The 13,413-nt window shown below is 71.3% G+C and carries 11 protein-coding genes; 8 read left to right on the forward strand and 3 right to left on the reverse strand.

What is annotated here, in order from left to right:
• Nucleotides 1-58 precede the first annotated feature (58 nt).
• Nucleotides 59-931 (reverse strand): undecaprenyl-diphosphate phosphatase, encoded by an 873-nt coding sequence (locus ACIOGX_RS35525; protein ID WP_383975210.1) that lies wholly within the window; start codon nucleotides 929-931, stop codon nucleotides 59-61.
• Between the two features lie 357 nt (nucleotides 932-1,288).
• Between ACIOGX_RS35525 and mutA the strand changes: the two genes are divergently transcribed.
• The 4 genes from mutA (at nucleotide 1,289) to ACIOGX_RS35545 (ending at nucleotide 7,603) form a co-directional block, all read left to right on the forward strand.
• Nucleotides 1,289-3,172: a methylmalonyl-CoA mutase small subunit gene (gene mutA, locus ACIOGX_RS35530; protein WP_401918852.1), complete on the forward strand. Its 1,884-nt coding sequence runs from the start codon at nucleotides 1,289-1,291 to the stop codon at nucleotides 3,170-3,172.
• The gene (gene scpA, locus ACIOGX_RS35535) at nucleotides 3,172-5,436 is read left to right on the forward strand and encodes a methylmalonyl-CoA mutase (RefSeq protein WP_401918854.1); all 2,265 of its coding nucleotides are present in this window, start codon (nucleotides 3,172-3,174) and stop codon (nucleotides 5,434-5,436) included. The genes mutA and scpA overlap by 1 nt, the downstream gene beginning before the upstream one ends.
• 4 nt (nucleotides 5,437-5,440) lie before the next feature.
• Nucleotides 5,441-6,436 carry a methylmalonyl Co-A mutase-associated GTPase MeaB gene (gene meaB, locus ACIOGX_RS35540; RefSeq protein WP_401918856.1) on the forward strand — a complete coding sequence of 332 codons (996 nt, stop codon included), beginning with the start codon at nucleotides 5,441-5,443 and terminating at the stop codon, nucleotides 6,434-6,436.
• 102 nt (nucleotides 6,437-6,538) lie between these two features.
• Nucleotides 6,539-7,603, forward strand: a complete 1,065-nt coding sequence (locus tag ACIOGX_RS35545) for an enoyl-CoA hydratase/isomerase family protein (protein ID WP_401918858.1) — start codon at nucleotides 6,539-6,541, stop codon at nucleotides 7,601-7,603.
• A gap of 33 nt (nucleotides 7,604-7,636) precedes the next feature.
• Here ACIOGX_RS35545 and ACIOGX_RS35550 read toward each other — a convergent pair whose 3' ends face one another.
• On the reverse strand, nucleotides 7,637-8,365 hold the full coding sequence (locus ACIOGX_RS35550) for a VTT domain-containing protein (protein WP_356518277.1): 729 nt from the start codon (nucleotides 8,363-8,365) through the stop codon (nucleotides 7,637-7,639).
• Between the two features lie 324 nt (nucleotides 8,366-8,689).
• On the opposite strand from ACIOGX_RS35550, the gene tuf reads away from it, so the two are divergent.
• Together tuf and ACIOGX_RS35560 are read left to right on the forward strand one after the other, a co-directional pair.
• A complete protein-coding gene (gene tuf, locus ACIOGX_RS35555) occupies nucleotides 8,690-9,859 on the forward strand; it encodes an elongation factor Tu (RefSeq protein ID WP_383975195.1) in 1,170 nt (389 codons plus the stop codon).
• A gap of 97 nt (nucleotides 9,860-9,956) precedes the next feature.
• Nucleotides 9,957-10,802 (forward strand): spermidine synthase, encoded by an 846-nt coding sequence (locus tag ACIOGX_RS35560; protein WP_401918861.1) that lies wholly within the window; start codon nucleotides 9,957-9,959, stop codon nucleotides 10,800-10,802.
• A gap of 93 nt (nucleotides 10,803-10,895) precedes the next feature.
• Here the strand turns inward: ACIOGX_RS35560 and ACIOGX_RS35565 are convergent, their stop codons facing one another.
• Complete coding sequence (locus tag ACIOGX_RS35565; RefSeq protein ID WP_356518281.1) at nucleotides 10,896-11,987, reverse strand: hypothetical protein; 1,092 nt, start codon at nucleotides 11,985-11,987, stop codon at nucleotides 10,896-10,898.
• A 94-nt stretch (nucleotides 11,988-12,081) separates the two neighbouring features.
• On the opposite strand from ACIOGX_RS35565, the gene ACIOGX_RS35570 reads away from it, so the two are divergent.
• Together ACIOGX_RS35570 and ACIOGX_RS35575 are read left to right on the forward strand one after the other, a co-directional pair.
• Nucleotides 12,082-12,534 (forward strand): DUF4442 domain-containing protein, encoded by a 453-nt coding sequence (locus ACIOGX_RS35570; RefSeq protein ID WP_356518282.1) that lies wholly within the window; start codon nucleotides 12,082-12,084, stop codon nucleotides 12,532-12,534.
• A 174-nt stretch (nucleotides 12,535-12,708) separates the two neighbouring features.
• Nucleotides 12,709-13,362 carry a DedA family protein gene (locus ACIOGX_RS35575; protein WP_356518599.1) on the forward strand — a complete coding sequence of 218 codons (654 nt, stop codon included), beginning with the start codon at nucleotides 12,709-12,711 and terminating at the stop codon, nucleotides 13,360-13,362.
• Nucleotides 13,363-13,413 lie beyond the last annotated feature (51 nt).

Genomic DNA, 13,413 nt, shown 5'->3' on the forward strand with positions numbered 1-13,413 from the left:
ACACTTCGCTCACACACTCCCCGCACGGCCACCCCCGCACGGCCCCCGGCGGCCCGGGTCAGCCGGCCGACTCGCCCGCGTGCGGGCTCAGCGTGTCCGTGCCGACCAGAACAAAGAGCGCGATGCCGAGCAGGATCCGGTAGATCACGAACGGCATGAAGCTCTTCGTGGTGATGAATTTCATAAACCAGGCGATAACGGCATATCCAACAACAAAGGCGATGACCGTCGCGAAGATGGTCGGCGGCCAGGCGACGTGCCCCTCGCCCGCGTCCTTCAGCTCGAACGCGCCCGAGGCGAGCACCGCCGGGATCGCGAGCAGGAACGAGTACCGCGCCGCCGCCTCACGGGTGTACCCCATCAGCAGGCCACCGCTGATCGTGGCGCCCGAGCGCGAGACGCCGGGCACCAGGGCCATCGCCTGGCAGAGGCCGAAGATCAGACCGTCCTTGACACTCAGGTCCCGCAGTGACTTGCGCTCCCTGATCGCGCGGTGCTTGCCGCCGGTCTCGTCACGGGCCGCGAGCCGGTCGGCGACACCGAGCACGATGCCCATCACGATCAGCGTGACCGCGATCAGCCGCAGATCACGGAACGGCCCGTCGATCTGGTCCTTCAGCGTCACACCGAGGACACCGATCGGGATCGAGCCGACGATGACCAGCCAGCCCATCTGGGCGTCGTGGTCACCGCGCATCGACTTGTCCACCAGCGAGCGGCACCACGCGGAAACGATTCGGGCGATGTCCTTGCGGAAGTAGATGAGGACCGCCGCCTCCGTACCGATCTGGGTGATCGCGGTGAACGCCGCGCCCGGGTCGTGCCAGCCGGCGAAGGCCGCCGTCAGCCGCAGATGCGCGCTGGAGGAGATGGGGAGAAACTCGGTCAGCCCCTGGACGAGCCCGAGGATGAAAGATTCGAACCAAGACATGGGGAACTACGCCATCCAAGAGATGATCAAGCACTGGCCTGCGGAACGGCGGGGCAGTGACGGACTGAGGGGTGACGGTCGAAACGCGGGTTCGATCATATGGAGGGGTGAGTAGTCCTACTCATGCCGGCTCTTCGCTGATGTGGTGGTGGGCAGCGTAGCGTCTTGAGGGTTGCGGGACGTGGGTGGCCCCTGCTTGTCCCGGGTGCTCGTACCGGGTCCCGGTCGCGTCCGGTTCGGGTCCCCCTCGCGCATAACTCGCGCCATGAATGACCTACACTCAAGTCTTTTGGGCGAGGGCAAGGTCACAGCGTTGTGCTCTGCTGCTGGTTCGCCGGGCTGCCCTAATATCTGGGCATGACGGTCCTCCCTGACGACGGGCTTTCCCTGGCCGCCGAGTTCCCCGATGCGACCCGCGAGCAGTGGCAGAGCCTGGTGGCAGGCGTGCTGCGCAAGTCGGGTCGGGATCTCTCGGGGCCGGCCGCCGAGGACGCGCTGTCCACCGCGCTCCAGGACGGGTTCACCACCCGTCCCCTGTACACCGCCGACGACGCGCCCGGGGACTCCGGTTATCCCGGCTTCGCACCGTTCACCAGAGGCGGCCGTCCCGAAGGGGGCGCGGTCTCCGGCTGGGACGTACGGCAGCGCCATACGCTTCCCGATCCCGTACGCACCAACGAGGCGGTGCTCTCCGACCTGGAGAACGGGGTCACCTCCCTCTGGCTGTCGGTGGGTTCCGCCGGAATCCCGGTGTCCGGACTGGCCACGGCGCTCGACGGTGTCTATCTCGACCTCGCGCCGGTCGCCCTCGACGCGGGCACCGAATTCGGGCCCGCCGCACGGGAGTTGCTCAAGCTGTACGAGGAGCGCGGGGTGGCCCGCGACGCGGCGCGCGGCACCCTCGGCGCCGACCCGGTGGGTGAACTCGCCCGTACCGGACGGGAAGTGACGGGCCTTACGGAAGAGGCCGCCGAACTCGCCACGCTCTGCGCCCGGGAGTACCCGGGCCTGCGCGCGATCACCGTCGACGCGCTGCCCTACCACGAGGGCGGCGCCTCCGACGCGCAGGAACTGGGCTGTTCCCTCGCCACCGGCGTCGGCTGGCTGCGTGACCTCACCGCGGCCGGACTCACCGTCGAAGCCGCCTGCACACAGATCGAGTTCCGGTACGCCGCGACCGCCGACCAGTTCCTGACCATCGCCAAACTCCGGGCCGCGCGCAGGCTCTGGGCCCGCGTGGCCGAGGTCTGCGGCGCCGACGCGGGACCCGGCACCGGGGCGCAGCGCCAGCACGCCGTGACCTCGCCGGTGATGATGACCCGGCGCGACCCCTGGGTGAACATGCTGCGCACCACGGTCGCCTCGCTGGCGGCCGGCCTCGGCGGCGCGGACGCCGTGACCGTACTGCCCTTCGACCACGCCCTCGGACTGCCCGACGCCTTCGCCCGCAGAATCGCCCGCAACACCTCCACGATCCTTCTGGAGGAGTCCCACCTCGGCCGGGTCATCGACCCCGCGGGCGGCTCCTGGTACGTGGAGCGGCTCACCGACGAGCTCGCACACGCCGCCTGGGAGTGGTTCCAGGAGATCGAACGCGCCGGCGGCCAGCGCGCCGCGCTCCACGACGGACTGATCGCCGAGCGGCTCGCGGCCACCTGGCAGGAGCGCTCGGGCAGGCTGGCCAGGCGGCGCGAACCCATCACCGGCGTCAGCGAGTTCCCGCAGCTCTCGCAGCCCCCGGTGGAACGCGACCCGGCGCCCGCGCCGCCCGGCGGCGGACTGCCGGTGGTACGCCGCGACGAGGCGTACGAGGCACTCCGCGCCCGCTCCGACGCGCATCTCGCCGCCACCGGCGCCCGGCCCCGCGTCTTCCTGGCCGCCCTCGGACCGGCCGCCGCGCACACCGCGCGCGCCACCTTCACCGCCAGCCTCTTCCAGGCGGGCGGCATCGAACCGGTCCACGACCCGGTGACGGTCGACGCGGCGACCGCCGCCGACGCCTTCACCCGCAGCGGGGCCGCCGTCGCCTGTATCTGCTCCAGCGACACGCTCTACGCCGAAGGCGCCGCGCCCGTCGCGCGGGCCCTCAAGGCGGCGGGCGCGCTCCAGGTGTTCCTCGCCGGCCGCCCCGGCGAACAGCGTGAGACCTATGTACGGGCCGGAGTCGACGATTTCGTCGTCGCGGGCGGCGACGCGATCGCCGTCCTGACCTCCGTCCTCGACCGGATGGGAGTGGCGTGATGGGGATCCCGGACTTCTCCGAGATCGAGCTGGGCCCCGGCGACAGCGCCGGGGTCACCGAGGACCAGTGGCGTACGGCCGTCAAGGAACACACCGGCAGGGCGGATCACGACCTGTTCTGGGAGACCCCCGAGGGCATCGCCGTCAAACCGCTCTACACCGCACGGGACGTGGCGGGGCTCGACTTCCTCGGCACCTACCCCGGCATCGCGCCGTATCTGCGCGGCCCGTACCCGACGATGTACGTCAACCAGCCCTGGACCATCCGGCAGTACGCCGGGTTCTCCACCGCCGAGGAGTCCAACGCCTTCTACCGGCGCAACCTCGCCGCCGGGCAGAAGGGCCTCTCGGTCGCCTTCGATCTGCCGACCCACCGCGGCTACGACAGCGACCACCCCCGGGTGACCGGCGACGTCGGCATGGCGGGCGTGGCCATCGACTCGATCTACGACATGCGCCAGCTGTTCGACGGCATCCCGCTCGACAAGATGAGTGTGTCGATGACGATGAACGGCGCGGTGCTGCCGGTCCTCGCGCTCTACATCGTGGCCGCCGAGGAACAGGGCGTACCGCCCGAGAAGCTGGCCGGGACCATCCAGAACGACATCCTCAAGGAGTTCATGGTCCGCAACACCTATATCTATCCGCCGAAACCCTCGATGCGGATCATCTCCGACATCTTCGCGTACAGCTCGCAGAAGATGCCGCGCTACAACTCCATCTCCATCTCCGGCTACCACATCCAGGAAGCGGGCGCGACGGCCGATCTGGAGCTGGCGTACACCCTCGCCGACGGGGTGGAGTATCTGCGCGCCGGACTCGGCGCCGGACTCGACGTGGACGCGTTCGCGCCCCGGCTCTCCTTCTTCTGGGCCATCGGCATGAACTTCTTCATGGAGATCGCCAAACTCCGCGCGGCCCGGCTCCTCTGGGCCCGGCTGGTCAAGAAGTTCGACCCCAAGAACGCCAAGTCGCTCTCCCTGCGCACCCATTCGCAGACTTCCGGCTGGTCGCTCACCGCACAGGACGTCTTCAACAACGTCACCCGCACCTGCGTCGAGGCGATGGCCGCCACACAGGGCCACACCCAGTCGCTGCACACCAACGCGCTGGACGAGGCCCTCGCCCTGCCCACCGACTTCTCGGCCCGTATCGCCCGCAACACCCAGCTGCTGCTCCAGCAGGAGTCGGGGACCTGCCGGGTGACCGACCCCTGGGGCGGCAGCGCGTATGTCGAGAAGCTGACCTACGACCTCGCCAGGCGCGCCTGGCAGCACATCGAGGAGGTCGAGGCGGCCGGCGGGATGGCACAGGCCATCGACGCGGGAATCCCCAAGCTCCGGGTCGAGGAGGCCGCGGCCCGTACCCAGGCCCGGATCGACTCGGGACGCCAGCCCGTCATCGGCGTCAACAAGTACCGGGTGGAGACCGACGAGAAGATCGACGTGCTCAAGGTCGACAACTCCTCCGTACGCACCCAGCAGATCGAGAAGCTGCGGCGGCTGCGCGCCGAACGCGACGAGGACGTCTGCCAGGACGCGCTGCGCGCGCTCACCGCCGCCGCCGAGGCCGGCTCGCGCCCCGGCCTCGACGGCAACCTGCTCGGCCTCGCGGTGAACGCGGCCCGCGCCAAGGCCACCGTCGGTGAGATCTCCGACGCACTGGAGAAGGTGTACGGGCGCCACTCCGGCCAGATCCGTACCATCGCCGGTGTGTACCGGAACGAGGCAGGCAGTTCCCCGGCCGTCGAGCACACCCGCGCGGCCGTCGAGGACTTCGAACGGGCCGAAGGACGCCGGCCGCGCATCCTGGTGGCCAAGATGGGCCAGGACGGCCATGACCGCGGCCAGAAGGTGATCGCCACGGCCTTCGCCGACCTGGGCTTCGACGTGGACGTCGGCCCGCTGTTCCAGACGCCCGCCGAGGTGGCGCGGCAGGCCGTCGAGGCCGACGCGCATATCGTCGGGGTCTCCTCGCTCGCCGCCGGGCACCTCACGCTCGTACCGGCGCTGCGCGAACAGCTCGCCGAGGAGGGCCGCGAGGACATCATGATCGTGGTGGGGGGAGTGATCCCGCCCCAGGACATCGAGGAGCTGCACCGGGCGGGGGCCGCCGCGGTCTTCCCGCCCGGCACGGTGATCCCGGACGCCGCACGCGATCTGCTGACCGCGCTCGCGGCCTCGCTGGGGCACGAGACTCCTGCCGGGAACGCTCCTGCCGACGAGGCCGCTTCCGGGAACGCCGCCTCCGGCGCAGAGCGGTGAGCGCGTGCCCCCACGGATCGACATCGACAGCTACGCCAAGGGCGTTCTGGACGGCTCCCGTTCGTACATCGCCCGCGCCGTCACCCTCGTGGAGTCCACCAGGTCCGATCACCGCAGGCTCGCGCAGGAGCTGCTGACCGAGCTGCTGCCGTACTCCGGGAAAGCCCGCAGGATCGGCATCAGCGGCGTCCCCGGCGTCGGCAAGTCCACCTTCATCGACGCGATGGGAACGCTGCTCACCGGTCTCGGCCACCGGGTCGCGGTGCTCGCCGTCGACCCGTCCTCCAGCAGGACGGGCGGCTCCATCCTGGGCGACAAGACCCGGATGGAACGGCTCGCCGTGGACCCGGCCGCGTTCGTACGGCCCTCGCCGACCGCGGGCACGCTGGGCGGGGTGGCCAAGGCGACCCGCGAGACCATCATCGTCATGGAGGCCGCCGGCTACGACGTGGTGCTCGTCGAGACGGTGGGGGTCGGCCAGTCCGAGACCACCGTCGCCAACATGGTCGACTCCTTCCTGCTGCTCTCCCTGGCGCGCACCGGGGACCAGCTCCAGGGCATCAAGAAGGGTGTCCTCGAACTGGCCGACGTCATCGCCGTCAACAAGGCCGACGGCCCGCACGAACGTGACGCGCGCTCCGCCGCGCGGGAACTCGCGGGCGCGCTACGGCTGATGCACCCGGCGGACGCGGCCTGGACGCCGCCGGTGCTCAGTTGCAGCGCCCGGGAGGGCAGCGGTCTCGACACCGTGTGGGAACGGCTCGAACAGCACCGCGCGGTGCTCGGCGCCGACGGCCGGCTGGACCGCAAGCGCCGTGACCAGCAGATCGACTGGACGTGGGCGATGGTCCGCGACCACCTCCTGGACCGGCTGCGCGAGCACCCGGGCGTACGGGAGCTGGCGCCCGCGCTGGAGCGTGAGGTGCGGAACGGAACACTGACCGCGACGCTCGCCGCGGAGCGGATCATCGAGGCGCTGGCGGGCCCCACCGGTACCTGATCCCCGCGGGGGAACCGGTGGGAAGCCGCCGGGACGGCGTGTCCATACTGGACGGGCGCGGCCTCACGGACGCGTCCGCCCAGGGAAGGAACCAGCGAGCGCATGGCCCACGACGAACCGGTGCTGACCACCCGCGCGGGCCGCACCGCCCACCTCACCCTCAACCGGCCCCGCGCCCTCAACGCCCTCACCCACCCCATGGTGCGGACGATCGACGAGGCGCTGGCCGCGTGGGAGAGCGACGACGACGTCACGGCCGTGATCATCTCGGGCGCCGGTGACCGCGGGCTCTGCGCCGGTGGCGACATCCGTGTGATCCACGAGGACGCGCGCACCGGCGCGGGTGCCTCGCACGCGTTCTGGCGCGACGAATACCGGCTCAACGTCCGGATCGCCCGCTACCCCAAGCCGTATGTCGCCCTGATGGACGGCATCGTGATGGGCGGCGGCGTCGGGGTCTCGGCGCACGGCGGCGTACGCGTCGTCACCGAACGGTCCGCCGTCGCCATGCCCGAGACCGCGATCGGACTGGTCCCCGATGTCGGCGGGACCTATCTGCTCTCCCGGGCGCCCGGCGAGCTGGGCACGCATCTCGCCCTCACCGGGCAGACGATCGGCGCGGCCGACGCCCTGCTGTGCGGCCTCGCGGATCACTTCGTCCCCTCCGGCCGGCTGGCCGGACTGCGCGCCGCGCTCGCCGGGCCCGAGGTGCGGGAGGCGGAGGACGTACGGGAGGCCGTGCGCCGGTACGGGACGACCCCGCCGGAGGGGCGGTTCGACGCGGACCGCGAGTGGATCGACGCCTGCTACACGGCCGGCTCGGTGGAGGAGATCATCGAGCGACTGCGTGGCAACGGGGATCCGGCGGCCAAGGACGCCGCCGAGACGCTCCTCACCCGGTCGCCCACCGCCCTGAAGGCCACGCTCGTCGCGATGCGCCGCGCCCGGCGGACGGCCACGCTCGAACAGGTGATCGTCCAGGAGTACCGGGCGTCGTGTGCCGCGCTGACCTTTCCCGATCTCCAGGAGGGCATCCGGGCCCAGGTCATCGACAAGGACCGCAGACCCCGCTGGTCGCCGGCGGAGCTGGCGGAGGTCACGGACGCCGACGTGGCGCGTTTCTCCGCACCGCCGCCAGGCGGCGACCTGAAGCTCGCCACGCCGTGATCAGGTGGGGGAAGAGGATCATGGGGGAGAGGATCAGCGGCGGCGGAGCCGGTGGCGCTGGCGCCAGGCGACGACCGCCGCGGCCACTCCCGTGAGCACGATGAAGCCCGTCGAGATCAGGAACATCGGCGAGGTCGGGGACGACGCCTCGCTGCCCGCGATCACATACGCCGCGGTGTTGGGCACCGTTCCGATCCCGGTCGCCAGCAGGAACGGCGCCCAGCCCATACGGGAGACGGCGGCGCAGTAGTTGGCCGCGGCGAACGGCACCCCGGGAAAGAGCCGGAGCGCCATCATCGACCGGAAGCCGTGCTCGCTCAGCTGACCGTCGGCCGCCAGCAGCCAGCGGCCCCGCAGCAGTGGCCGCAGCGCCCCCTGCCCGAGGAAGCGGACGAGCCCGAAGGAGATCGCCCCGGCCAGCACGCTCCCCGCGACCGCGGCGAGCAGACCGAACGCCGAGCCGAAGAGCGCGCCCGCGGCGAGACTGAGCAGCGGACGGGGTACGAACGCGACGGCGCACAGCCCGTACGCCACGGCGAACAGCACCACCGCCGTCGCGCCGCCGAACTGCGGAGGCCAGCCGTCGGCCAGCAGCTTCTGCGGCTCGTACAGCAGCACCGCCGCACCCGCCGCGGCCAGCACGGCGATGAGCAGGGCGAACCGCGACCAGGGCGAGAGCAGCACCCGGAAGCAGCGGACAGCGAGGCCCGGCGAAGGCTCGGGGGCCGGCCTGGGGACCGGCCTGGGGGCGGTGTCGAGCATTCGGGGATGCTAACCGACCCACGTGAACTCCCGTGGCGGGGAAAACCATTCGACGTGAACGGCGGGCATGGGCCAGGATCGGCGACATGTTCCGGTACGCCTTCCCCGCAGCGCCGTCCGCAGTCGCGGACGCGCCGGAGGCTGCCGGTTTCCCCCTCGCGTACGCGGCAGTCGCAGCGGCGGCAGCGCCCGCACCCGTGGCGCCCCTCGGCGGCGCCCGAAGCTGACCCTTCCCGGATCGTCCGGCGGACCCCGCAGGGGGAGGGTCGGCAAGGCCCGGGGGTCCCTCTCAGCTTCGAGTTCCTGGAAGGAACCACGCGAACCATGCCCAAGACGGCATACGTGCGCACCAAGCCGCACCTGAACATCGGCACCATGGGCCACGTCGACCACGGCAAGACCACGCTGACCGCCGCCATCACCAAGGTCCTCAGCGACCGGGGGACCGGCACGTTCGTGCCGTTCGACCGGATCGACCGGGCCCCGGAGGAGGCCGCCCGCGGGATCACCATCAACATCTCGCACGTCGAGTACGAGACCGACACCCGGCACTACGCGCATGTCGACATGCCGGGCCACGCCGACTACATCAAGAACATGGTGACCGGCGCCGCCCAGCTCGACGGGGCGATCCTCGTCGTCTCCGCGCTCGACGGGATCATGCCGCAGACCGCCGAGCACGTCCTGCTCGCCCGCCAGGTCGGCGTCAACCACATCGTCGTCGCCCTCAACAAGGCCGACGCGGGCGACGACGAACTGACCGACCTGGTCGAGCTGGAGGTGCGCGAACTGCTCACCGAGCACGGGTACGGCGGCGACGCGGCGCCCGTCGTCCGGGTCTCCGGGCTGCGCGCGCTGGAGGGCGACCCGCGCTGGACGGCGGCCGTGGAGGCGCTGCTCGACGCGATCGACACGTATGTGCCGATGCCCGTCAGATACACGGACGCGCCGTTCCTGCTCCCGGTGGAGAACGTCCTCACCATCACCGGGCGCGGCACGGTCGTCACCGGCGCCGTCGAGCGCGGCACGGTGCGCGTCGGTGACCGGGTGGAGGTGCTCGGCGCGGGCATCGAGACGGTCGTCACCGGACTGGAGACCTTCGGGAAGCCGATGGAGTCCGCCGAGGCGGGGGACAACGTCGCGCTGCTCCTGCGCGGTACCCAGCGCGACGCGGTCCGCCGCGGCCATGTGGTGGCGGCGCCGGACAGTGTCGTACCGAGCAGGCGCTTCACCGCGCAGGTGTACGTCCTCTCCGCCCGCGAGGGCGGGCGGACGACCCCGGTCACCAGTGGCTACCGGCCGCAGTTCTACATCCGCACGGCGGATGTGGTCGGTGACATCGACCTGGGCGAGACGGCCGTCGCGCGCCCCGGGGACACGGTCACCCTGACCGTGGAGCTGGGCCGTGACGTCCCGCTGGAGCCGGGTCTCGGCTTCGCGATCCGCGAGGGCGGCCGTACGGTCGGCGCCGGTACGGTCACGTCCCTGCTCTGACCCGCGCCGACCCGGCCGGACCCGCTCCGGCGGCGCCCGTCTCCCCGTACCCCGGGGAGGCGGGCGCGCGGCCGTCGTACGAGCGCACAATGGGAGCGTGAACGAAGCGATCCCCGTCCTGCGCGCCGTGGACAGCGGCACCGCCAAACTGCTGCCCGATGTGGACCGGGAGCGTGCCTGGCTGCTGACGGTCGACGGCGCGCCCCAGTCCTACGTCGACCTCGACGAGCCGACCCATCTGGAGTTCGAGTACGTACGGCGCCTTGCCCATGTCGTCGACCGCGTCGGCGACGAGGGCGCTCCGCTCACCGTGCTCCACCTCGGCGGCGGGGCCTGCACCCTGCCCCGCTATGTGGCGGCCACCCGGCCCGGCTCCACGCAGAGCGTGGTGGAGGCGGACACGGGACTGCTGGCGCTGGTCACGGAACTGCTGCCGATACCGGACGGCACCGGCATCACCGTGCACGGCGCGGACGCGCGCCACTGGCTCGAAGCCGCCCAGGACCGCTCCGTGGACGTGCTCGTCGGCGATGTCTTCGGCGGCTCGCGGGTGCCCGCCCATCTCACCTCCGTCGAGTACGCGCGCGAGTGCGCGCGGGTGCTGCGTACGGACGGGGTCTACGCCGCGAATCTCGCCGACGGGGCGCCCTTCGGCTTCCTCCGCTCCCAACTGGCCACCTTCGCCACGGCCTTCGGGGAACTCGCGCTGATCGCGGAGCCCTCGGTGCTCCGCGGCCGCCGCTTCGGCAACGCCGTCCTGGTCGCCTCGCACACCGAGATCGACACGGCGGCCCTCGCGCGCCGTACCGCCGCCGACGCCTTCCCCGCCCGGGTCGAACACGGCGCGTCACTCAGGCGGTTCATCGGTGACGCGAGCCCCGTACGGGACAGCGGCGCCGTGCCGTCACCCAGCCCGCCCGACGGCGCCTTCAGCGTCGGCTGACACGGCGGAGATCTCCGGGGCCTTCGGCGTCCCCGCCGGTGCGGCGGGTGCGGCGGCACGGCGCGTCAGCACCCAGCCGGGGCCGACCTCCGGTCAGGAGGCCCCGGCCAGCCGGACGGTGCTCATGATCTTCTTGATCGTCGCGTCCGGGATCTCGTCCGGCACGTTCTTGTTGGCGATGAGCACCCAGGTCGCGAAGTCGCCCTTGGCGTTGGCGAACGTGAAGGCGATCGACTTGCCGTCGGTGTCGCACTTGTTCTTCTTGGCGAGGCCCGTGGCCGCCGCGGTCGCGAAGTGGCCCTTGAGTCCTGACGTCGTGGTGTACGCCTCGGACTCGCTGACCGTCACGTTCTTCTTGAGCGACGCCTCGGACTCCTCCTGGGCGAACGCGGCCCAGACCCAGCTGCCCGCCTCGCTCCGCGCGCCCGACGCCGTGTCCTTGGCGCCCCTGCCGCCCTTGGTGCCGGTGCCGCCGAGGCTGCTGTCCTCCAGCTTGCCGTCCCTGTTGGTGTCCTGGGAGCACCACTTGGACTTGTAGAAGGCGGGCGCGGAGAACGTGACGACGGGTGAGCCGTCGCCCTTCTTGGCGTCCTCGAAGCCGGATATCACGCCCGGCTTGTCGACCTCCCAGTCGGCCGGAACATCGAACTGCGTCCCGTGCTTCGGGTTGGTCACCACCTTCCAGCCCTCGATGGTCGGCTTGGCGGCGGCGCCGTCCCGGGGGTTGTCGACGGACGGGTCGGCGGACGGCCCACCGGACGGTGACGCGGAGGAGGACGCCTTGGCGTCGGCCTTGTCGCTCTTCTCGTCGTCCCCGCCCATCACGAAGAAGGCGGTGCCCGCGGCGGCGATCACGACCACCGCGGCGGCCACGACGGCGATGACCGTCGTGTTCTTCTTCCCGCCCGGCCCCGTACCGGGCGGACCGGGCTGACCCGCTACGGGGTACTGCGGCACGGTCGGCTGCTGATACGGGTTGGGCTGCTGGTATCCCTGCTGCGGATAGCCGGGCTGCTGCTGGTGCCCCGGCTGCTCCTGTCCGGGCTGCTGCGGCGGGTAGCCCGGCTGCTGATATCCCGGCTGCTGGTAGGGATTCGGCTGGTGGTACCCCGGCTGCTGGTACGGATTGGGATTCTGGTCCTGCGGGTTTTGCTCGCCCCCGGGCGGCTGCTGTCCTGGCCACATGGCGAGTAACGATAGAGGGGCCCCGCAGCGGCTGCCACGTCCGCCCTGTCAGGGGATGGTGAAGCTCTCCTACTCGCAGGTAACATCGCCCTCCATGACCGCAGATCAGATGTCCGTCGGCGCGATGCTCGCCGCCACCGTTCCCATGGTCAGGACCCTGGGACTGGAGTTTCTGGAGACCACGGGGGAACGGGCCGTCCTCCGGCTGCCCGACCGGCCCGACTACCACAACCACGTCGGCGGACCGCACGCCGGGGCGATGTTCACCCTCGCCGAATCGGCGAGCGGCGCCATCGTGCTCGCCGCCTTCGGCGACCAGCTCCAGCGCGCCGTTCCGCTCGCCGTCAGGGCGGACATCGGCTACAGGAAACTCGCCAAGGGGATCGTCACGGCCACCGCCACGCTGGGCCGGCCCGCGGCGGAGGTCGTCGCGGAGCTGGACGCCGGTGAGCGGCCCGAATTCCCGGTGTCCGTCACCCTCACCCGTGAGGACGGAGCGGTCACCGGAGAGATGACCGTGGTCTGGACCCTCCGCCCGAATACCTGACCTCCGCCCGATTCCTGACCTCCGCCCGATTCCTGACCTCCGCCCGATTCCTGACCTCCGCCCGATTCCCGGCCTCCGCCGGATTCCTCACCGCACCCGCCCACCGGGTAGGCTGCCCGGCGTGCGCCTGGCCAGGCGCACGCCGGGCAGCGGAAACAACGAGAGGAACCGGCGGTGCACGTCCAGGAGTGGCTGGAGACCGTCCCCGCGGTCAGCGTCTATCTCCTGGTGGGGGTGGTCATCGGGCTCGAAAGCCTCGGTATCCCGCTGCCGGGTGAGATCGTCCTCGTCAGCTCGGCGCTGCTCGCCTCCCAGCACGGCGACATCAACCCGTACATCCTCGGCGCCTGCGCCACCGCCGGCGCGATCATCGGTGACTCGATCGGCTATGCCATCGGCCGCAAGGGCGGCAGGCCGCTGCTCGCCCGGCTCGGCGCGAAGTTCCCCAAGCACTTCGGCGAGGCTCAGATCGCCATGGCGGAGCGGTCGTTCCAGAAGTGGGGCATGTGGGCCGTCTTCTTCGGCCGCTTCGTCGCCCTGCTGCGGATCTTCGCCGGGCCGCTCGCCGGCGTGCTGCGCATGCCGTACTGGAAGTTCCTGATCGCCAACGTGCTGGGCGGCATCGTCTGGGCGGGCGGTACGACCGCCGTCGTCTACTCGGTGGGCGTGGTCGCCGAGGCATGGCTCAAGCGCTTCTCCTGGCTCGGTCTGCTGCTCGCGGTGCTGATCGGGATCGCGTCCATGCTCATTCTCAGGAACCGTGCCAAGAAGGCCGCGGAGCGGGAGCCCTCGGCGGCCGAGCCCGATCCCGTACCCGCCGCGGACTGAGTTCCCCGGCTCAGCTCTCGGACCGAGATTTCCGCCGGGTTTTCCGGCCGG

The organism is Streptomyces sp. NPDC088147 (assembly GCF_044741565.1).
In the GTDB taxonomy this organism is placed as follows: Bacteria; Actinomycetota; Actinomycetes; order Streptomycetales; family Streptomycetaceae; genus Streptomyces.